At 59.8% G+C, this 21568-nt stretch carries 16 protein-coding genes; 6 read left to right on the forward strand and 10 right to left on the reverse strand.

The genetic code is table 11. From position 1 onward, the window contains the following. Positions 1 to 80: 80 nt before the first annotated feature. The gene (locus tag ACSEXS_RS08750; RefSeq protein WP_438432775.1) at positions 81 to 2006 is read right to left on the reverse strand and encodes an LTA synthase family protein; all 1926 of its coding nucleotides are present in this window, start codon (positions 2004 to 2006) and stop codon (positions 81 to 83) included. A gap of 171 nt (positions 2007 to 2177) precedes the next feature. Between ACSEXS_RS08750 and ACSEXS_RS08755 the strand changes: the two genes are divergently transcribed. Beyond that, positions 2178 to 2993, forward strand: a complete 816-nt coding sequence (locus ACSEXS_RS08755) for a C39 family peptidase (RefSeq protein ID WP_438432776.1) — start codon at positions 2178 to 2180, stop codon at positions 2991 to 2993. A gap of 93 nt (positions 2994 to 3086) precedes the next feature. Here ACSEXS_RS08755 and ACSEXS_RS08760 read toward each other — a convergent pair whose 3' ends face one another. Beyond that, positions 3087 to 4553: an NAD(P)/FAD-dependent oxidoreductase gene (locus ACSEXS_RS08760; protein ID WP_438432777.1), complete on the reverse strand. Its 1467-nt coding sequence runs from the start codon at positions 4551 to 4553 to the stop codon at positions 3087 to 3089. 367 nt (positions 4554 to 4920) lie between these two features. Between ACSEXS_RS08760 and ACSEXS_RS08765 the strand changes: the two genes are divergently transcribed. After that, a complete protein-coding gene (locus ACSEXS_RS08765; RefSeq protein ID WP_438432778.1) occupies positions 4921 to 5244 on the forward strand; it encodes an MTH1187 family thiamine-binding protein in 324 nt (107 codons plus the stop codon). Positions 5245 to 5363: 119 nt separating this feature from the next. Here the strand turns inward: ACSEXS_RS08765 and ACSEXS_RS08770 are convergent, their stop codons facing one another. After that, a complete protein-coding gene (locus tag ACSEXS_RS08770; RefSeq protein ID WP_438432779.1) occupies positions 5364 to 7010 on the reverse strand; it encodes a formate--tetrahydrofolate ligase in 1647 nt (548 codons plus the stop codon). Positions 7011 to 7170: 160 nt separating this feature from the next. On the opposite strand from ACSEXS_RS08770, the gene ACSEXS_RS08775 reads away from it, so the two are divergent. From ACSEXS_RS08775 to ACSEXS_RS08790, 4 genes are all read left to right on the forward strand, one after another. After that, positions 7171 to 8163, forward strand: a complete 993-nt coding sequence (locus ACSEXS_RS08775) for a substrate-binding domain-containing protein (protein WP_438432780.1) — start codon at positions 7171 to 7173, stop codon at positions 8161 to 8163. Then, positions 8160 to 9623 (forward strand): sensor histidine kinase, encoded by a 1464-nt coding sequence (locus ACSEXS_RS08780; protein ID WP_438432781.1) that lies wholly within the window; start codon positions 8160 to 8162, stop codon positions 9621 to 9623. Before ACSEXS_RS08775 ends, ACSEXS_RS08780 begins: the two co-directional genes overlap by 4 nt. Then, on the forward strand, positions 9598 to 10941 hold the full coding sequence (locus ACSEXS_RS08785; protein WP_438432782.1) for an AraC family transcriptional regulator: 1344 nt from the start codon (positions 9598 to 9600) through the stop codon (positions 10939 to 10941). The genes ACSEXS_RS08780 and ACSEXS_RS08785 overlap by 26 nt, the downstream gene beginning before the upstream one ends. Positions 10942 to 11226: 285 nt before the next feature. Further along, positions 11227 to 12654, forward strand: a complete 1428-nt coding sequence (locus tag ACSEXS_RS08790; protein WP_438432783.1) for a sugar porter family MFS transporter — start codon at positions 11227 to 11229, stop codon at positions 12652 to 12654. Between the two features lie 98 nt (positions 12655 to 12752). On the opposite strand, the gene nrdF is transcribed toward ACSEXS_RS08790, so the two are convergent. From nrdF to ACSEXS_RS08825, 7 genes are all read right to left on the reverse strand, one after another. After that, entirely contained in the window at positions 12753 to 13718 is a 966-nt protein-coding gene (nrdF, locus tag ACSEXS_RS08795) for a class 1b ribonucleoside-diphosphate reductase subunit beta (RefSeq protein ID WP_438432784.1), read from the reverse strand. A gap of 55 nt (positions 13719 to 13773) precedes the next feature. Beyond that, the gene (nrdE, locus tag ACSEXS_RS08800) at positions 13774 to 15858 is read right to left on the reverse strand and encodes a class 1b ribonucleoside-diphosphate reductase subunit alpha (RefSeq protein ID WP_438432785.1); all 2085 of its coding nucleotides are present in this window, start codon (positions 15856 to 15858) and stop codon (positions 13774 to 13776) included. Further along, entirely contained in the window at positions 15845 to 16204 is a 360-nt protein-coding gene (nrdI, locus tag ACSEXS_RS08805; RefSeq protein WP_438433115.1) for a class Ib ribonucleoside-diphosphate reductase assembly flavoprotein NrdI, read from the reverse strand. The genes nrdE and nrdI overlap by 14 nt, the downstream gene beginning before the upstream one ends. Before the next feature lie 358 nt (positions 16205 to 16562). Then, complete coding sequence (locus ACSEXS_RS08810; protein ID WP_438432786.1) at positions 16563 to 17372, reverse strand: TIGR03915 family putative DNA repair protein; 810 nt, start codon at positions 17370 to 17372, stop codon at positions 16563 to 16565. Continuing rightward, positions 17351 to 18685 carry a putative DNA modification/repair radical SAM protein gene (locus ACSEXS_RS08815; RefSeq protein WP_438432787.1) on the reverse strand — a complete coding sequence of 445 codons (1335 nt, stop codon included), beginning with the start codon at positions 18683 to 18685 and terminating at the stop codon, positions 17351 to 17353. Before ACSEXS_RS08815 ends, ACSEXS_RS08810 begins: the two co-directional genes overlap by 22 nt. A gap of 157 nt (positions 18686 to 18842) precedes the next feature. Further along, a complete protein-coding gene (locus ACSEXS_RS08820) occupies positions 18843 to 19154 on the reverse strand; it encodes a (2Fe-2S) ferredoxin domain-containing protein (RefSeq protein WP_438432788.1) in 312 nt (103 codons plus the stop codon). A gap of 224 nt (positions 19155 to 19378) precedes the next feature. Further along, positions 19379 to 21535 (reverse strand): alpha-galactosidase, encoded by a 2157-nt coding sequence (locus tag ACSEXS_RS08825; protein WP_438432789.1) that lies wholly within the window; start codon positions 21533 to 21535, stop codon positions 19379 to 19381. Positions 21536 to 21568 lie beyond the last annotated feature (33 nt).

The following is a 21568-nucleotide window of genomic DNA, read 5'->3' on the forward strand; positions in this document are numbered from 1 at the left end:
AAAAAGCCGTTTTCGCAAGCGGCGCAGAGGCCGGCGAGCAAAAACGGCTTAAGACGAAGGGAGTCGCCGTGCGGCGGCCCCTAGTTGTGCTTGGGAAGCTGCTTGACGTATTCGTCGGACAGCTTCATCCATTCGAGAATGTACTCGTAATCGCTCTTGTATTGCGAGAAGTCGGTCACCTGCTCATGAGTCTTGAGCGAATAAGCGGTTCCGTCCTCAAACCCCTTGCCCGGAATGAACAGAATGTCGTCATTGAAGAAGGAGCCGGTCGGCAAGTAATAGCGCATGCCGATTACGTTCCGGTCGGCGTTCAGCAAATCCCGGCCAAACGGAATGAACTCGTCTTCGGACCAGGACAGACCGAACAGATTCGCGAGGGTCGGAAGGATATCGACCTGTCCTCCGGTCCGCTCCACCCGAGCCGCTTCGAGTCCGGACGCATGGACGATCAGCGGAATGTTGAACCGGGTGATCTTGCTGTGATAATCGATGCCCAGCTTCTGGGAGACATCCGCCGGATCGTTGTCCTTTTCCTGCAAGCCAAAATGATCGCCGTAGAGCACGAGAACGGTATTGTCCCACAGCCCTTCATCCTTCAGTCCTTGAATCAGCTTGCCCAAAGCCTTGTCGGTATAATGGACGGCCTGCAAGTAATTGCCCAATTGGGTGCCGGCGATATCCTCCGGTAGCGTCAGCTCCTGCTTGTCCTCCGGAATTTCGAATGGATGATGGCTCGAAAGCGAAACAAATTGCGCGTAAAACGAATTTCCCGAACCCGCTGCTTCCTTCAGCTTCTGCAGCCCCACCCGATACAGCTCTTCGTCCGAGGCGCCAAAGCTGTTAAAGTGGTCGTTGGTGTAGTACGGCTTGTCATAGTACGTCTGGAAGCCGAGCGCCGGATACATTTTATCCCGGTCCCAGAAGGTAACTTCGTTCGGATGCAGCGTCATGGTCGTATAGCCCAGATTGCCGAAAAGCTTCGGAAGCGACGGAAGGTCCTTGTTGGAATACCCTTTGGACATGGCAACGACGCCTGTCGGGTAGATCGAGGTATTGGCCATGAATTCCGCATCCGAGGTATTGCCCTGCCCGATCTGCTGGAAGACCTGCGGGAAGTAGAGGCTCTCCTTCACCAGCCCGTTCATCACCGGGGTGACTTCTTGCCCGGCGACGCTCAGGCCGATCACAAAGTTCTGGGTGGCTTCCAATTGAACCATCACCAGGTTCTTGCCCTTTTGCGAACCGAAGTAGGCAGGAGTTTCCGACCCCTTCGTCGAATTCGTGGCAGAAGTGGACGCAAACGCAGACTGAACCTTGCTTTCGAGAGCCTGCTTGGTCGCCGGAACGTCTTTCATCGGGATCTCGGGCTTTTCCCGTTTGGCGGAAAAGGCGTTCCAGATGACGGAAGCCTGATAATTGGAGAAGCCGACCAGCTCTGCCCGCTTCAACTCATTGGGAGTATCGGCGGAAGCCCGGACCGCGAAAACCGAAGAGATCAGCGTCAGCGCGACCAGGGCCGTTGCCAGGGAATAAGGAAGCTTGAAGCTTTTGCGGATCGGCTCGTAGGCGAGCATTCCGCTCCGGCTCCGCTTGCGGAACCGGCGGACAACCGCATAGACGACGAAGGCCAGCAGGTCGACCAGATACAGAGCCTCCATCGGTGTAATGAGCGATTTAACCGAGCTTTTGACGGCGGGAAGCTGGTTCAGCTCGAACAAAGTCGTGTAGGTGGCAACCGAGCCGAAATAGCGGTAGTAAACCGTGGCCCCGAGCAGCGCGAAGGTGGCAAGCACCCAGTACACGCCGTACAGAATCTGCCGCAACCGCCGCTGAGGCACCAGCTCGATCAGACAGGAAATGAGCAGTACGCTGAGAAAGTCAATGAACAGCCGAAGCGGACTCATGGCGGAAAAAACCGTTAGACGGAACAGCTCCGCCTTGGCCAGAATCAGCAGCGTGATGATGAAAAAGGGGCTTTTGCGAATATGCCGTGCAAAATCGGACACGACTCTCCCCCTCCTTTTTTTAGTTAGATTTAAGGAAACGACTATACCGCCATGTTATACTAAGCTAGCATTTCAACAGATAAACAGAATTGTAGCAAATCTGCTCACCGGTCGCTAGCGATTGTTAAAAAATTATTAATTCTGCCACGACCGCTCGAAGGAGGAATAATCATGCCTTCCAAAACGGTGAACGCTGTGCTGTTGCTCATACTGGTCACAGTGCTTGCCGTCTTCTTGATCCAGAGCGAGTGGGCTCCGGGTGCGGACAAAGCGTCCGAAGAGGTATTCGCCGACGCGAACACCCTGCCGGAGGTATCCGATCTTTCAAAGAACACAATCGAGGTAAAGGAACAGGTCGGACAACCCGATCACGACAAGCTGCCGGAATCGGCCCGGCTGGATGTGCCTAGTCTCTCCCAGCTCCCCGAATTGTATAACGGCTGCGAGATCACCAGCCTGACGATGATTCTCCAATATGCCGGACTCGATACCGACAAAGAGACCATGGCTCGGTTGCTAGATCAGGACACGACCCAGCTCGTTCAGTCCGCAGACGGAACCATCGTTTCTTGGGGTAATCCGCATAAGGGCTTCGTCGGCGATATCAGCGGAAACGCCAAGGGCTACGGCGTCTATCATGAGCCGATCGCCAGTCTGATAAATTCCATCGCGAAGGATCAAGCTCTCGATTTGACCGGCAAGCCTTTCGAAGAAGTGCTCGCCCAGGTTGCGGACGGCAAGCCGGTACTCGTGTGGACCAACTCTTCCTTCGGCCCGCTTGCAAGCGGCAATTGGATCACATGGGATAGCCCGGACGGTCCTGTCCGCGCCACCTGGAAAGAGCATGCCGTCGTGCTCACCGGATATGACGCCGAAACGCTGTACATCAACGATCCGCTGGACGGAAGCAAAGACAAGAAGGTCAACCGCGGGCTGTTCGAGCAATCCTGGGAACAAATGGGCGAACAAGCCGTCACCTATCGCTAATCCGCCCCGCTACAACATAGAGCGCGCGGCCTCTCCATCGAGGGGCCGCGCGCTCTGCTAGTGGTACGTGTTCTTACTATAGAAGAAACCGGATTAGACCGTTTCCAGGGGAAGCCGGGGAATGGCCGTTTGTCCGGCCGCTATGACATTGCGGGCGATCCAGACCCCCGCCGCTCCCGCTTGGGCCAAGCCGCGGGTGATCCCCGCTCCGTCGCCGCCGCAGTACAAGCCGCCGATCTCCGATTCGAACGTATCCTTCAGCTTCGGCCGGGCCGAATAAAACTTCGCTTCTACCCCGTAGAACAAGGTGTGCTCGGAAGCGATCCCCGGCGTCACCTTCTCCAGCGCCTGCATCATTTCCATTAAGCTGCGCATCGTATTGTACGGAAGCACCAAGCCCAAGTCGCCCGGCACCGCCTCCGGCAGCGTCGGCTCGAGGAAGCCTTCCTTGATCCGAGCCGTGGTAGAGCGGCGGTTCTTAAGGATATCGCCGTACTTCTGTACGATGACGCCGCCGTTCGAAAGATCGTTGGCCCGCTTGCAGATTTCGCGGGCGTATTCGTTGGGCTTGTCGAACGGTTCGGTGAAGGTGTGCGACACGAGCAGCGCGAAGTTCGTGTTGCTGGATCCGAGCGCCGGATCGCGGAACGAGTGGCCGTTCGCCGCCATCACCCCGGAATGGTTTTCGACCACCACATGGCCCGACGGGTTGCTGCAGAAGGTGCGGACCCGGGTTCCGACCGAGGTATTGAAGATGAATTTGCCCTCGTAGAGATGCTCATTGATCTCGCGCATCACCACATCGGAGGTTTCCACCCGTACGCCGACGTCCACCTGATTGTTGTACATGTGCAGGCGGCGCTTCTTCAAGATCTGGGTCAGCCAGGCGCTGCCGTCCCGTCCCGGAGCCACCAACACGGCGTCGGCGGAGAGGATATCGCCGCTCTTTAGCTTGACTCCGGTCACGCGGTGGGTATCGCCTTCCTTTACCGTCTCGATGTCTTCGACTTCGGTCTTGAACCGCATCTCCACCTTATCCCGCAGGTATTCGAAGATGGACTTCAGAATGAGCAGGTTTTCTTCCGTTCCCAAGTGCCGCACCTCCGCGCGCAGCAGCTTGAGTCCGGCCGCATAGGCGCGCTGCTCGATGTTCCGCACCGCTTCGGTTCCGGGATCGGTCAGGGCGGGCGTCGCTCCATGCTCCAGGTTGATCGCATCCACGTATTGAATGAGCTCCTTCACCTTCGAGGGGGCCAAGTAATCGGTCATCCAGCCGCCGAATTCGGTCGTGATGTTGAACTTGCCGTCGCTGTAAGCTCCGGCTCCGCCGAAGCCGCTCGTGATCGAGCAAGCCGGCAGGCAGCCCGCGAACTCCTTGCGTCCCGAGGGGGGCGGACAAAGCTGGATTTTCTCCTGGAGGATCGGGCAGTTGCGTTTATAGATATCGTGGCCTTTGTCGATGAGCAGAACCTTCGCTCCCGGAGCCTTCAAGGTCATTTCATAGCAGGCAAAAATCCCGGCCGGACCAGCGCCGACGACAATCAGATCGTATGCGTTCATTAGAATCAGCCTCCTGGGTAGAATCGCAAACAAAAAAACCCAGCCGAACGGCTGCCGCAGTGATGCGGAGCGGGGGCCGTCCAAGCGCTGGGAATCGGGATAAAGCTTTCTCTCTCTTCTCTCTTCCCTAGTTACTATATCCGAACATTGATGTTGTGTCAATGTAAAATGTTCGGGTATTCGCGATTTTTCGATTCAATGAGACCGATTTTCCGCGAAATTTCCTTTTTTTCGTCATTACTTTCGATAAGTCATTTGGGTTTCCCGCTCTCTTCCCCTTTTTGGTGCCCCCCACTTGGGCCGAATGTCTGCTTGCCGTATAATGGGGTTGAAACGGGATAAGCCATGAAAGGAAGCGGAAAAGCGAATGCCGATTATGGAAGTAACCATCGTTCCGGTGGGAACGGAAAACCCGAGCGTCAGCCGATATGTGGCCGATGTGCATCGGGTCCTGGAGCAGGCTCCGGAGCCTGTCAAATTTCAATTGACCCCCATGAGCACCATTCTGGAAGGCAGTCTGGACGACCTGTTCGCGGTCGTTCGCCGCATGCATGAGGTGCCGTTTGCCCATGGTGCCCTCCGGGTCAATACCTCCTTCCGGATTGATGAGCGGCGGGACAAGGCTTCGACCATGGAATCGAAGCTGGCCTCCGTGCGGGAAAAGCTGGAGCAGGACGAACCCCGCTCGTAAGCTGCGCCAGACGCCGGCTTCTCGCCGCACGGCAAAAAAACCTCCGTACCGGTCATCCTTAACGGATGATGCGGCAACGGAGGTTTTTTGAAATCGATGGCAATGAGGCGAAACGGCCGTTAAGCCTCCACCGCCTGCAGATCCCGGCGGATGCGCTCGTGGAACTCTTCGCCCAGCTTCTCGGCGGTCGCAACCCGCGGCAGACCGGGCATGGTCATGATGTCCCCGGTCAAGGCGACAATGAAGCCCGCTCCAGCGGAGAGCCGAACCTCGCGGATGGTCACCGTGAACCCTTCGGGACGACCGAGCAGCTTGGGGTTGTCGGACAGCGAGTACTGCGTCTTCGCCATGCAGACGGGCAGGTCGCCGTAGCCGATCTCCGCGAATTTCTTCAGCGAGCGTTCGGCTGCCGGCGTGAAGGCCGCTCCCGCTCCGCCGTAGATCTCGCGGACGATGCGGTTGATCTTCTCCTTGACCGGCAGCTCGCGCTCGTAGAGGAAGCGGAAGCCCGGACCGCCTTCCTCGACCAGGCGGACGAGGCTGCGGGCCAGCTCTTCTCCGCCCGCGCCGCCCTTCGCCCACACCTGGGACAGCTCGGCGGGTACGCCGGCCTCTGCGCAGAGCAGCTTCAGCTCGGCCAGCTCCGCCTCGGTGTCGGTTTGGAACCGGTTGACCGCAACCAGCACCGGCACGCCGAATTTGCGGACGTTCTCGATATGCTTCTCCAGGTTGCGAAAGCCCTTGCGCAGCGCTTCGAGGTTCTCGTTCGGGAGCTCGTCCCGGGCTACGCCGCCGTTGTACTTCAGCGCCTTGACGGTGGCGACGATAACCGCCGCCGCCGGGGTGAACCGGCCGGACCGGCATTTGATATCGAAGAACTTCTCCGCGCCGAGGTCGGCTCCGAATCCGGCTTCCGTCACGACATAGTCGGCCAGCTTGAGCGCGAGCCGCGTCGCCGCGACCGAGCTGCAGCCGTGTGCAATGTTGGCGAAGGGACCGCCGTGGACGAAGGCCGGACAGCCGTCGATCGTCTGGACCAGATTCGGCTTGATTGCGTCCTTGAGGAGCAGCGCCATCGCCCCGGCCGCATTCAGCTCGCCTGCGGTGACCGGTCTGCCGTCGTAGGCGTAGCCGATCACCATCCGGCCGAGCCGCTCTTCCAGGTCGACGAGGTCGAGGCTAAGGCAGAGAATCGCCATGATTTCCGAAGCGACGGTGATGACGAAGCCGTCCTCGCGGGTCTGTCCGTTGCTCTCCCCGAGCCCGATGACAATCTGCCTCAGGGCGCGGTCATTCATGTCGACCGCCCGCTTCCAGACGATCTTGTTCGGATTCAGGCCAAGCGCGTTGCCGTAATGGATATGATTGTCGATCATGGCGGCCAGGAGATTGTTCGCCGCGGTGATGGCGTGCATGTCTCCGGTAAAGTGCAGGTTGATGTCCTCGGCCGGTACGATTTCGGCCATTCCGCTGCCGGTGGCTCCTCCCTTCATCCCCATGCAGGGACCGAGAGAAGGTTCCCGCAGCGCCGCCGCCGCGTTCAACCCGATGTGGTTCAGGGCTTGGGTCAGCCCGATCGTGGTGAGGGTCTTGCCTTCCCCCGCCGGCGTCGGGTTCATCGCCGTAACCAGGATCAGCTTGCCGTCGCGTTTCTCCTTGACCCGGTCCCATACCTCGGGCGCCACCTTCGCCTTGTACTTGCCGTACAGCTCCAAATCGTCTTCGTCCAAGCCCAGTCTCGCAGCAGCCGCCGTGATCGGTTTCATTTCTCTCGTCCCACTCCTATAGATGAAATGACTTTCCGTCCATTATAGTGACCCCCCACCCAAAACGCAATATCTGCCAGCATTTCCGATAGGCGATTGTTCGGATGTCCCTTCTTTCGATATACTAAGAAAATTCGACACGGCTTGAAAGGAGGGCGACATGGCCAATCGAAAAAAGCTATGGCTTACGCTGCCGCTGTTTGCGCTGTTTGCCTATTCCTTGATTCAGTTCACCCTGGCCTCGGTCCGGTTGGGCGGGCTGGTGAAGCCGCTGCGGCCGGAAGCCGCTGTGGAGGGTACGGCGGTCCGGCGGGTTGTGCTGATCCCGCAGGAGCTGGACAACCCTTATTGGCGCCGGATCGGGAACAGCGCGATGGACGAAAGCGGGAAGCTGGAAATCCAGCTCGATTACACCGGTCCGCTGCGCATCGATCCCGACGAACAGCTGTCTCTTCTGGAGCAAGCCGTCGCCTCCAAAGCGGATGCGATTCTGGTTCAAGGCACCGGCCTGGAGCGCTCCCGCACGCTGCTCGCCCATGCGGCGGAGGCAGGCATTCCGGTGCTGACCTTGGACGCGGACGAGCCCGGCTCGGACCGGGCCGCTTACGTCGGCACCGACAACCTGGAGGCCGGCCGGCTCATGGGCCGCCTGGCCGCCGAGCGCTCGGGCGGCCGCGGCATCGTCGGCGTGCTGATCGGCACGGCGGCGAGCGACAGCCAGCAGCAGCGGCTCCAGGGCCTTCGCGCCGTGCTGGCGCAGCAAGCGGAGATGCGGATAGCCGACGTCCGCATCTCCAACATCTCGCGGCTCCAGGCCGCAGGCGAAACGAGGCGGCTCCTGAGCGAGCATCCCGAGGTGACCGACATCGTCGGCCTCAGCTCGCTGGATGCGCTTGGAGCGCTCGATGCGGCGGAGCAGACCAGGCGAACGGATATCCGCCTGTATGCGTTCGACGATTTGCCCGAAACGCGGCAGGCCATCGCCGACGGCAAGCTGGAATTGTCGCTGGTCCAACAGCCGGACCAGATTGGACGCGAAGCGATCCGGATAGCCGACGAGCTCTTGCGGGGCACGGCGGTGTCCGAAAGCCGGTTCACTCCGGTCACGGTACTTACCGCGGAAAGCTTGGCCCGGACGGAGGCGTCGCCATGACGATCCGCACCCGTCTGCTCATCGTTCTGCCGCTGCTCGTTATTCTGATGAACGCCGTCGCTTTTTTTCTGTTCCAGAGCGCAAGCCGGGTCCAGAGCAGCTATGACTTGACCATGAAGCGAGTCTTGCTCTATCAGGAGACCGTATCGGCCTCCGATGCCAGCTTGAAGGGCTTGTACGCGCTGCTCCTGAGTCCGCCAAACTCATCCGTTCCCGTCTATTTCGGCTCCGACGCGTTGACAGCCAAGCGGGACGAGCTGGCGGAGACGAACGCCGTCGCTTCCGGAGCCCCGATCTTCATCGGGTTTCTGAACCTGACCGAGACGCTCGCCGACCAGGAGCAGAGAGCTTACCGGCTCGCCCGAAGCGGCGACAACGAGACCGCCCTCACCGCCTACCTGGAAGCCGAAAAGACAGCCGGCTTCATCCGCTCGGAAGCGCAGCGGCTGACCGATGCTGAGCTGGGGTATTTCCAGCCGATCTATGAGCAGGTCCGCCGCGAGAGCCGCCGGTTGTTCGGCTTCGGCATCGCCTCGTTCGCGCTCGGCACCCTTCTCACTGTCTCCCTCGCGCTCACCCTTTCCCGCAGCGTCACCGAGCCGGTCAACGAGCTGATGGTGGCGGCCGAACGCGTGTCGGAGGGCGAGCTGGATATCGCCCTGCCCGAGCGGCGGACGAACGACGAGCTGGGCAGCCTCTATCAATCGATCCGCCGCATGCTGCTGGAGCTTCGCCGGTCCACCGAGCAGAGCCGGGAGCTGCATGAAAAAGAACAGCTCGTCCAAACGTTGGAGCTGCAAACGCTGCGCAGCCAGATCCAACCGCATTTTTTGTTTAACACGTTAAATGTCTTGTCGAAGCTGGCGCTCCTGGAACAGGCGGAGCAGACGAGCGGCCTGATCGTCTCCCTGTCCAACCTGCTGCGCTACAACCTGCAAACCCTCGACCGGCCGGTTACGGTTCGGGACGAAATCAAGCAGGTCCGGGACTATATCGCCATCCAGAAGGCCCGATTCCGCGACCGCATCCGCTTCGAGCTGGACTTCGACGAAGCCGTACTGGACCGGGCGATGCCTTCGCTGATAATGCAGCCGCTCGTCGAGAACGCCTGCTCGCACGGTGTAGCCGACCTGGAACAAGGCGCCGTTATTTCCGTCTCGGCCGGGCAGGATGAAGCGGGAAATGCTGTCCTGACTGTGAGCGACAATGGAAAAGGCATGGCCGAAGAAACCAGGCTCGCCTTGCTCAATCCCGAATCGCCCGATCCGCTGCCGTCCCGCCCCTCCACCGGCTTGGGAACGCGCAACGTCTTCCGGCGGCTCGCGCTGGTCTACAACCGCCGCGATCTCGTTGCGATCGAGAGCGCACCGGGCCGGGGAACCCGGATTCAATTGACGATCCCCGCACCCTCGATAACCGGAAAGGAGGATGCCGATGTACCGGATCCTGCTCGTCGATGACGAAGCGCTCGAACGCGAAGGGCTGGAATGGATCATCCGCCGTTCGTTTTCCGGCGAGTTCGAGGTGCTTCATGCCGAGAACGGCCGGAGGGCCATTGAACTCGCTGAAGAAAAGCGGCCGCACATCGTGTTCATGGACGTGAATATGCCGGGCATTCAGGGCCTGGCTGCGCTGCGGGAAATCCGCTCCCGGCTGCCCGACGCCAAATTCGTGCTGGTGACCGCCTATGATTATTTTGCCTATGCCCAGGAGGCGGTTTCGCTCGGAGCCAAGGAATATATCGTCAAGCCGGCCAGTCAGGAGCAGATCGTCGGCTTGCTGTACCGGCTGCGGGAGGAACTGAACCGGGAAAAGACCCGGCGGACGGAAGAACTGGCTCTGCGCGACCGAGTGTCTCAGCTCATGCCGATGGCGGAGAACGAGCTTTCCCTCTTGCTCATGTCCGGTCCCGAACTGGACGAGGAAGGCCGGCAGTTTGCCGAATGGCTGGACTTTCCGCTCGACGTCGGCCTCGCGATAGTGGCGGCGTTTCCCGAATCGGGCTATACCGGACAAGAACGCAAGCTGTTCCGCTCCTTCCACAGCCTGGCGGAGACCTTTGCCCCGGCCGTTTGCAGCTCGCTGATCAACCGGCACATGGTCTTGTTCCTGCGCAAGTCGCCCGGTTCGACGGCCGAAGCCTGGATGGCGGAGGTTCGGGACTTCGCTGCGAAGCTGGCACGCCAGACCGAGCAGCTCTTCCGGCTTCCGCTGCGCATAGGGATCGGAATGCTGAGGGCGCGGGCCGAAGGCTTGCACCACTCGTATTTTGAAGCGGTCTTCGCCTCCACCTTCGCCGAGGAAGGAGGAGAGCCCCGCTTCTTCGGCGAGCTCCGGACCGAAGCGGATTCGACGTATTCTCCGCCCCAGGCCCCGCCTGCCGCATCCGCAGCCGCAGCCAACCCGCTCTACGTGGCGAACGCTCTTCAGGCCATCCGCGAAGAACGGGAACAGGAAACCGCCAGCGTCATCGGCAAAGCCAAGCGGTTCATCGACGATCACTTCACCGAAGACCTGTCGCTCGATCAAGTGGCGGAGCATGTCCATCTCAACGCTTTCTATTTCAGCAAGATCTTCAAGCAGCGGGTCGGCGAGACGTTTATCGACTACCTGACGAAGCTGAGAATCGGCAAGGCCAAGGCGTTCATCGAAGAAGGCGCGCTCAGCTTGAAGGAAATCTGCTACCGGGTGGGCTACCGAGACCCCAATTACTTCAGCCGCGTTTTCCGTAAGGTGACCGGCATCACCCCGAGCGACTACCGGGACCGGGACCGCTGATCCGTTTCGGGCAGGAAATCCGCCAGGCTGGACAATACGTCTTGACCGGTCCACCGTTCAGTCCTTAAGGGGACTGGACTTTTTTGCGTTTGCTTCAGGCATAATAATGCTAGCGTTCGGCTTAGGAGCAACCAGCCTCTTCGAGGCGCATAAGAGTCTGGGTTATCGTCAAAATCGTGCTGGATACGGTTCCCCGACGAGACGGTCCCGCTTGCTACAATGAAAGCGATCGAAGGAACCGGCGCGGCTCGCTTTGGAAGCGCCATCCGAAAGGAGTCGACGATGATGTCCACCACCAAGAACACCCAATCGGGACCGAATCTGAAATTCGTCCTGCTCATTAGTGCCGTCGCTGCGCTCGGAGGCTTCCTCTCCGGGTTCGACACCTCCGCCATGTCCGGAGCAAACGGCTTCCTGAAGCAGCGCTTTGACCTGGGCACCGGCATGCTCGGCTGGACCGTGTCCTGCCTGATCATCGGCTGCACCGTGGGAGCCGCTTTCGCCGGAACCTTGGGCGACCGGCTCGGCCGCAAAAAAGTGATGATCGGCGCCGGCGTTCTATTCACGGCAGGCATGGGCTTCTCGGCGCTCGCTTCCTCGCTCCCCTTGTTCATCGCCTTGCGGATGATCGAAGGGTTGGGACTCGGCCTCACCTCCGCCCTCGGGCCGCTCTACAACGCCGAGGTCGCTCCGGCCCGCTACCGCGGCCGGCTCGTTGCGCTGAACCAGCTCGCGGTTGTCTCGGGCATCCTGCTCGGCTCCCTGCTCTCCTTCGGCATTACCGGGATGAGCGAGGCGAGCTGGAATACTTCCACCGGCTGGCGCGTTCTGCTCGGCAGCGGCGTCGTGCCGGGCATTCTGTTCCTCTCCCTGCTCTCTCTCGTGCCGGAGAGTCCGCGCTGGCTGATCAAGCACGGCAAGCCGGAGAAGGCCTTGCCGATCCTGCTGAAAATTCACGGCGAGGAACTCGCCCGCCAGGAAGTGCTGGATATCAAAGCCTCGTTTGCGGAGGAAGCGGGCATGGGCCATGCCTCCTTCAAGGAGCTGTTTGCCAACAAGCACCGGACCATTCTATTGATCGGCGTCCTGATGGCGGTCTTTCAGCAGATTACCGGGATCAATGCCATCATGTACTACGCTCCCGAGATCTTCCGTCAGACCGGCGCCGGGACGAGCGGCTCGCTCACCCAGACGGTCTTCGTCGGCCTGACCAACCTGATCTTTACCATCCTGTCGCTGTGGCTGGTCGACAAAGCCGGACGCAAGCGGCTGATCCTGATCGGCTCGGCCGTCATGACGCTGAGCCTGACCGTGATCGGCTACGCCTTCCACAGCGGTAATACCGCCGGACCGCTTGTATTGGCAGCGATCCTGATCTACGTCGCCGCCTTCGCGGTCTCGCTCGGTGCCGTCGTCTGGGTCATCCTCGCCGAGATCTTCCCGAGCCGCATTCGGGGACTCGCCACCGCCGTCTGCACGATGGCGCTGTGGGCGGCCAATTTCGCCGTATCGCAGTCGTTTCCGTCTCTGCTCGCCTCGGCCGGTCCGGCGGCGACGTTCTGGCTCTTCGCCGGAGCGTCCCTGTTCGCCTTCGTCTTCACCTGGGGAGCCGTTCCCGAGACCAAGGGCAAGTCGCTCGACGAGATCGAGGCCATGTGGCAGGAAAAGCGGGAACACAAGGATAGCCTGAAGCCCAGCCTGCAAAAGCCCTGACGTTTCCGCCCTATTTTGTTTCAAGCACACAACAACGAGCGGCAGCTCCGGAATACCGGAACTGCCGCTCGTTGTTTTTAGGATATGGACGGATTCGATCAGAACTCGAAATCCTCGTCGGTGAGCGGCTCCACGTTCAAGGCGCGAACGTAGCCGTTGCCCTTCTTCGAGAAGAAATCGTGCTGCTTCGTGTGCGTGCTGATGCCGTTGAAGACGATCGGGTTGACCTCTTCCTCGGGAAACAGCGGGTCAAAGCCGAGGTTCATCATCGCCTTGTTGGCGTTGTAGCGGAGGAACACCTTTACTTCTTCCGTCAAGCCGATCCGGCCGTAAATCTGCTCGGTGTACAGCTCCTCGTTCGCATGCAGGTACTTGAGCAGGCCGATCAGCGTTTCGTAGACGGCCTTCTGCTCGTCTTCGGGAAGATCGGCGTAGATTTCCTGGGCCAGCACGCCCACATAGACGCCGTGAATGCTCTCGTCCCGCAGGATCAGGTCGATGATTTCGCCGCTGCAGGTCATTTTGCCTTGGCCGGCTAAGTAAAGCGGATAGAAGAAGCCGCTGTAGAACAGGTAGCTTTCCAGGAGAACCGAAGCGGCCATCGCCAGGAAGAGCTGCTTCGGGGACTGGATGTCCACGTAATACTGGCGGATGGTCTCCGCTTTCTTTTGCAGGAACGGGTTAGCCTCGACCCAGCGGAATACTTCGTCGATCTCCTCGCTTCCGGCCAGGGTGGTAAAAATACTGCTGTAGGACTTGGCGTGAATCTGCTCCATCATCCCCATGAAGGCCAGCACGGCCTTGCGCTGCAAGCCGTCGACATGCTCCATGATCTGCGGCATGCCTACTCCGCCTTGAATGGTGTCGAGCAGCGTCAGGCCGCCCAGCACCTTCATGTAGGCGTCTTTCTGGTCGGCATCCAAGGTCATCCAGACCATCTTGTCGTCGGACAGCGGGATTTCGTCGTCGGTCCAGAATTGCATGATGTTCTGATCCCAGAACATCTTGGTAAACTCATCATCCGGCCGGTTCCAGTTCACGGCCTTCAGGGCATTGGCAGTCATGGCGTTCGTTCCTCCTATCGCTTGCGGCCGGCGGTTCGGGCCTGGGGTCTTGCCGTTAGACGGAGCAAGCCAGGCATTCCTCCACCGAAAGCTTCTTCGTCCGGGTGTAATAGAGAGATTTCAGTCCCTTGCGGGCGGCGTACAGGTAATACCGGGCGAGTTGGCGAGTCGTGACCTCGCTCGTCACATGCAGCACCGTGGAGATGCCTTGATCCACGTGAGCCTGAATCTCCGCGATCAGATCAAGCACCTTAAACTGGTCCATCTGGTAAGCGGATTTGTAGTAGAACAGGTTATCCGGCCGCAGGTATGGCATCGGGTAATAAGTGGTCGAATTGGCGTAGGTACGGGTTTCGATCCGCTCGACGACCGGCAGGACGCTGGAGGTCGCATTCTGGATATAAGAGATGCTCGCCGTCGGCGCGATCGCCATCCGGTAGGCATGGTAGAGCCCGTCCCGCATCACCTGCTCCTTCAGCTTCGCCCATTCGGCCGGACCCGGCAGGTCGATGCCCTCGAACAGCGCGCGCACCCGCTCGCTTTGCGGTCGGTAATCGACCGTCAAATACCGGTCGAAGTAAGCGCCGCTGGCGTAATCGGACCGTTCGAAGTCGGCGAAGCGCTCGCCCTTCTCGCGGGCGATCTCGCTGCTCTTCTCCAGCGAATAATAGTTCATCGCCATGAAGAAGGCGCGGGCGAACTCGATCGCTTCCGGGCTGTCGTAGGCGATCTTGTTCTTCGCGTAATAGCCGTGCAGGTTCATGACGCCGAGGCCGACGGAATGCATCTCGCGGTTGGCCTTCACGACGCCCGGAGCGTTCTGCACCGTGGTCATGTCGCTGACGGCGGTCAGCCCGATCATGCCCTCGTGGACGGAGTCGCGCAGCTTGCGGGACTCCATCACGTTCACGATGTTCAGCGAAGCCAGATTGCAGCTGATGTCGCGGCGGATGGTATCGGCCTGGCCGTAATCGGCGATCTCGGAGGTCTCCTGGAGCTGGAAGATTTCCGTGCAGAGGTTGGACATCTTGATCTGACCAATGCCGCCGAGCGCATGCCCCTTGTTCGCGTTCGAGCGGTTCATGATGTACGGGTAGCCGGATTCCAGCTGAACGGTGGCGATCTTGGTAAGCATATCGCGCGCGCCCATAACCGCCTTCTTCTTCACCCGGTCGTCGGCCAGGAGGACGTCGTACATCTCATCCAGGTCCATATCGTCCAGGTGCTGCCCATATGCCTTGTAGACGCTATAAGGAGCGAACACGTGCAGCGGCTGGTTGTCCCGGGCCAGCTCGTAGAACCGGTTTGGCACGATCAGGCCGATGGATAGGGTCTTCAGCCGCGTGCGCTCGTCGGCGTTGATCTTCTTGCTGTCGAGGAACTCCATGAGGTCCCAGCCGAAGATGTTGTAGTAGGCCGCACCGGAGCCCTTGCGCTGCCCCATCTGGTCGGCATAGGAGAAGGCGTCCTCCATCAGCTTGAGCACCGGCATGATGCCCTTGGCTGCGCCTTCCACACCCTTGATCGGTTCGCCCCGGCCCCGCAGCTTGGACAGATTCACCGCCACGCCGCCGCCGATCTTGGAGAGCTGCATGCAGGTGTTCAGCACGTAGTTGATGGAATTCAGGGTATCGTCCGTTTCCAGCAGGAAGCAGGAGACGAGCTCTCCCCGGCGGCTCTTGCCGGCATTGAGGAAAGTCGGCGTGGCCGGCTGCACCCGCTGCTCCATCATCGAGCGCGCCAGCAGGAGCGCCGTGTCCGCGTTGCCCCGGCCAAGATGAAGAGCGACCGCGGCTACCCGATCCGCGTAATCCTCCAGATAGAGCGAGCGGTCGTTGGATTTGACCGCGTAATCCTTATAGAACTTGGAGGCGGCCATATAAGAGGGGAATTCGAACCGATAGCCGTAACTCGCGTCAAACACCTTCTCGATGTCCTCCATCGAATAAAGAGCCAGGAAGTTCTCGTAATAGTCCTGCTCGATCATATAGCGAATCCGTTCGGCGACCGTGGAGAACGGGACGCTCTTCGCCCGGACCTCCTCCATGAATACCTGAACCGCCTCGCGGTCCTTGTCCAACTGATAGAACCCGTTCGGGTCCAGCTTCATCAGCATGTTGTTCAGTTCAATATGCCGCAACCCGGCTCACCTCCGTCTTAAACCGTTCGGCATCTCCCAGCGTGCCGGACAGTTCGAATTTGCCGATCACCGGCACTTCGTACCGTTCCGCGATCACATCCGCGCTGCGCGCGAACTTGTCTCCCCAGTTGCGGTTGCCGCTCGCCGCAACACCGCAGAGGCGGGTATGGTTTTCCTGAAGAAAGGCGCTCACCCGTTCCGGCACTTGGCCGAAGCCGGTCGTGTACGTAACCAGCACGAAGGGCTCCTCCACCTTCAGGTTATCTTGAATTTGCAGGGCGGGCAGCCCGAGCTTTCGCACAAAGCGCTTCACGTTGCCTGTCTTGGAATCATAGACGACCAGCACTCCGTCCGCCTCCAATCCGTTGTCCATCTCGTATCCTAAATAACCCGCGAACGATTGTTCGAAACACCATATGTAGTCGGCATAGCTAACTTTACCGTCTATATATAGTGATGTCAATCACTTAATTTTGCATTCCGGCGATTCGGAGCTACCTATAAAAACCAAGAAAACCAGCTTGTTCGACCGTCCCCGATTCGTTAAAAAACGTCCAAAAGTCGGACAATTGGCGGATCGGCCACAAAAAAAGAGCGTTTCGCGAACGCTCCGGAATTGGCAAAAACGCGCTGTGACCACTTTCACGAACTCCAACCATTAATCTATTAACCTCATGAATAATAAGTCAGGTAAAAGAGCGGCATTACGTCTCGAGCCGCGGGGGATTCGCAGGCAAAGACGCCTGCTTGGAGTCGGCTATCCGCTCGGCGGCCATCTCCGGCAGATGGCCCCAATACCGCTTGGGCATATGGTTCATTCTCGCCCGCGGATTGGCCCGCTCCTCGATCCCGATGGTCTCATAGAACCGCTGCCACAACTGCTGATACATGAGCTCCTCCCCGCTCTCCTCCGGCAGAGACAGCTCCTCGATGTCCAGAAAGACGTGCTTGCCCGGCCGATGCGCAAGCGCCTTGCGGTGGGTGCGGTCATGAATCAGAAACGCCTCTCCTCCGAACCGGTCACAGAAATGATCCGCGATCAGCGGCAGCACTTCGTTCTGGGGCTCAATCTCCGCGACAAGCACCGAGCCGCGCGCCGAGAAGCGAAGAAACCCCAGCCAGCTATGAGCTTCCCGGGTCAAGGCTTGGACGGCTTTGTTCAGCTCGTGGACCGTATCGTCCGTCAGCTTCTCCAGGATTCGGGGCCCTTCGGCAAGGCCCATCCGCACAAAGCGAAGCAGCAGCAGCTCTTTGCTCGGATGACAGGTCAGGAAGCCGTTGCGAACAAGCTCGAGGCCCTCGGCCCCCAGCTTGCGGCGGATTCCCTCCTCTACCCGGCGCGCCTTGACTTCGTCGACGGGAATATCCTTTTCATCGAACAAAATCAGCTCCTCGGCACCGAAAGGCCGAATGTCGAGCGGCTGTTCCTTAAGCCGGAAGCATTCAAAGACGCAGGTCAGCCAGCCTTCGAAGCTGCCGTCGTAGCGGTAGGCTACATCTGTCCGGTCAGGCATTGCACCACGTCCTCCCTCGTAACGGCCGATCCCGCCGGATGGGCGGGGTCCAGCTCGTTAAAGAAGCTGAGCTGCTCCGGCTGGGCCTCCAGCGGGAGCTTCTTGCGCATGCTGTCCGAGACGAGCGCCCGGAGGGCCGAATCCGGCGTGATCCGCAGCCCCTCCAGCGTTCGGCCCTTGCAGACGATGAAGTACTGCGCTCGCTTCAGCACCACGCCCAGCTTCTTCAGCCCGGCGTAATCCAGGGAGCCGGTGCGGCGGGCTTTGACGATCCGCTGAGCGCTCTTGACGCCGATGCCGGGAACGCGCAGCAGCATTTCGTACGGCGCTCGGTTGATTTCGACCGGGAAAGCCTCCATATGATGAATCGCCCAATTGCATTTCGGGTCGATCAGCGGATTGAAGTTGGGGTTCTGCTCGTCGAGCAGCTCCTTCGCCTCGAAGCCGTAGAACCGGAGCAGCCAGTCCGCCTGATAGAGCCGGTGCTCGCGCAGGAGCGGCGGCTTCGAGTCCAGAGCCGGAAGCAGGGAATGCTCCATCACGGGCGTATAAGCGGAATAGAACACCCGCTTCAGCTTGTAGCGCCGGTACAGCCCTTCCGTCAGGCTCAGAATCCGATAATCTGTATCGGGCGTCGCGCCGACGATGAGCTGGGTGCTCTGTCCGCCCGGAACGAACTTGGGCGCATGGCGGTATTTGACGAGGTCATGGCTGCTCTCGGCGATGCGGTTCTTCACATGCCCCATGGGCCCGAGAATCGAAGCTTTGCTTTTGTCGGGGGCAAGCAGCTTAAGGCTCTCCTGGGACGGAAGCTCGATGTTCACGCTCATCCGGTCGGCGAGATGGCCGAGCCGGGTTAGCAGCTCGGGCGAAGCTCCGGGAATCGCCTTCACATGGATATAGCCCATGAATCGGTATTCCGTCCGCAGCAGCTCCAGCGTCTGGATGAGCCGCTCCGTCGTGAAGTCCGCGTCCCGCATGATGCCGGAGCTGAGGAACAAGCCTTCTATGTAATTGCGCCGATAAAACTGAATGGTCAGATCCGCGAGCTCCCGGGGAGTGAAGGCGGCCCGCCGCGTCTCGTTCGATTTGCGGTTGACGCAATACGCGCAATCGTAGATGCAGACGTTGGTCATCAGCACCTTGAGCAGCGAGATGCAGCGCCCGTCCGAGCTGAAGCTGTGGCAGATGCCCATGGCCACGGCATTGCCGACCGTTCCCTCCGATCCCTTGCGATCCACTCCGCTCGAGGTGCAGGCAACGTCGTATTTGGCGGAATCCGTGAGGATGGTCAGCTTGTCAATGACGTCCATATCCGTGCCTCCTGTTCTTCTCCAGTATAGATAAGAACAAGTGTTCCTGTCAATGACAGACCGGGCAGCGGCCGATTCACCGATTGTCCTCATACCCAAAAAGACGCGCCTCCCGGCACGTCTTTCGCCATTAGCCGCTTCCCTGTCCCTTTCGGCTTCAGCCTCCGAGCCGCATCATCATCTTCTCCGAGACGAATTCACCGCCGACGAAATGCTCCTCCACAATCTGCGGCACGTCCTCGGGGGTCAGGTCGTAATACCAGACCCCTTCGGGGTAAACCAGCATGAATGCCCCGTTGCCGCATAGCCCGAGGCAGCTGCATTTGTTGATTTTGACTTCCTTCAGAAGGCCGTGTTCGGCCAATTGCTCCTTGAACGCCTCCATTACCGGCTCGGTCTCCTGGTTGTTGCAATGCTCGCTGCTGCAAAAGAACACATGGCGCTTCAGCGCCTTCATGCGCATGTTCATTTCTATCCGCCTCCTGCGTCATGGAACATGACGTTTTCCCAAGAGTATATCGGAGTGTCTCCGGCTTTTTCATGATTTTTATTACAGAATTGCCTCGATCCGACCATTGTACCAAAAATGTCATATTCAACGTCATCTTTCCTGACACATGTAAGGATTGCCCAACAAGAAAAGACCGCTTAAGCCCCGAATCGCAAGGCTTAAGCGGTCTTGAATGGCGCAAATCAGCGGACGTCAGCAGCTTTCAAGCGGAATACCGCACTGGCGTAATCGCCATGCAAGGCGTCAAAAGAGAATCCCATGTTCATCAGCCGGTCGCCGGCGAAGACGCCGATGCCTTCAATCTCATAGTCCAGCTCGGGATTAAGGCCCTTCAGCTTGAGCGTCTGCTTCGGTGCAAACGGCTCGGCCAGCACCTTGAAATAGGAGACGACGGCGTCCGTCTTGTCCGGGCTCACGAACATCCAAGCGGTCTCCTTGCCCTCGAATGGGCTTCTCAGGCGGTACAGGTCGCCCTGCTGGATGATGCTGCGGATCTCTTTGTACTGCCGAACCTGACGCTTGACCTCTTCCTTCTCGTCCTCGGTGAACTTGGTCAAATCCAGCTCGTAGCCGAAGTTGCCCGACATGGCGACATCGCCGCGCATCTTAAGCGGAGTCAGACGGCCGACCTGGTGGTTCGGTACGGCCGAGACATGCGCGCCCATGGCGCTGGCCGGATAGACGAGGCTGGTGCCGAACTGAATCTTCAGCCGTTCGACCGCATCGGTGTCATCGCTGGTCCATGTCTGCGGCATGTAATGGAGAATGCCCGGATCGAACCGGCCGCCGCCGCTGGAGCAGCTCTCGAACAGGATATGCGGGAACGCCGCTGTGATCCGCTCCATGAGCTGGTAGACGCCCAGCATGTAGCGGTGCGCGATCTCGCCCTGCCGTTCGGCCGGTGCGGCCGCGGAGCCGATCTCCGTCAAGCTGCGGTTCATGTCCCACTTGACATAGCCGATCGGCACCGTGCTGAAGATTCCGCTCAGTACGCCGTACAGGTAATCGACCACCTCCTGGCGGGACATGTCCAACACGCTCTGCGTCCGGGCGAGCGTGCGGCGGCGTCCTTCCACGTGAAGAATCCAGTCCGGATGCGCGCGGTACAGGTCGCTGTCCGGGGACACCATCTCCGGCTCGAACCAGAGCCCGAATTTGAGCCCTTCGTCGTTGATCCGCTTGCCCAGATCGGCCAGGCCGAGCGGCAGCTTCTCCCGGTTCTCGAACCAGTCGCCGAGCGAGGTCGTATCGTCGTTGCGCTTGCCGAACCAGCCGTCGTCCAGCACGAACAGCTCGATTCCGAGCTCCGCGCCGGTCTTGGCGATCTCCACGATCTTCTCGGCGGTAAAATCAAAGTAGGTCGCTTCCCAGTTGTTGACGAGGATCGGACGGACCTGGTCGCGGTATTCGCCGCGGCACAGCCGGGTCCGGTACAGCTTGTGGTAGGTGCGCGACATGGCTCCGATGCCTTCGCCGGAGTAGACCAGAATCGCTTCCGGCGTCTGGAACGAGTCGCCCGGCTCCAGAATCCAGTCGAAATCGAACGGGTTCAGCCCGATTTGCACGCGGACCTTCTTCATGGGATCGACTTCCGCCTCGGCCAGGAAGTTGCCGCTGTAGACGAAGCTGAAGCCGTAGACCTGGCCGTGGTCTTCGTCCGCGCCGGGGCTTGCCAGCGCCAGGAACGGATTGACCTGATGGCCGCTCATGCCGCGGCGGCTCTCGATGCGCGTTCCGCCGGGGCCGATCGGGCGGCGCTGGAGATGGGCTTCCCGGGCCCAAGCGCCGGCCAGGTAGATCATGTCGTAATCCGGCACGGACAGATCGACGCTGGCGCTGAGCGCGCGCAGCAGGTGCAGCTTCTGCGCCCCGCCGTTGGTCAGCTTCGCCGAGCGGGCGATTGCGTCCGATCCGGCAAAGACGGTATAGAGCAGCGTCACGCCAAGACCGGAATACGCGTCGCGGGCGGTAATTTCCAGCGTCATCGCCTCGTCGTCGCTCTCGGCGTAGACGGCGGGCAGCGCTTCCAACTTCGGCTTGCCGGGAACGATCCGATGGCTTTCATAGAGGATTTCGGTGATGCGCGAGCCGTCCTCCAGCTTGACCTGGTAAGCGGGCTGGCGGAAATCGCCGCTACCGTACTGCGGGTATTCCTGGGCGATCTGATCCAGGTTCATATCCCGCGGCGCATTGGGAAGGTCCTGAAAGCCGCCCGATTCGCGAAGCTTAGCCCCCCAGTATTGATGGACCAGTACGCCGTTTACGATCTGCAGCAGGTAGCTGCTGGTCTCTCCTTGCAGGTGGAAGAGCTTTTGCTCTTCGAGATACTGAATATTCACCACATACACACTCCCGTTCCTTCAAATTTCCTA

This window comes from Gorillibacterium terrae (assembly GCF_051594785.1).
Classification (GTDB): Bacteria; Bacillota; Bacilli; order Paenibacillales; family NBRC-103111; genus Gorillibacterium.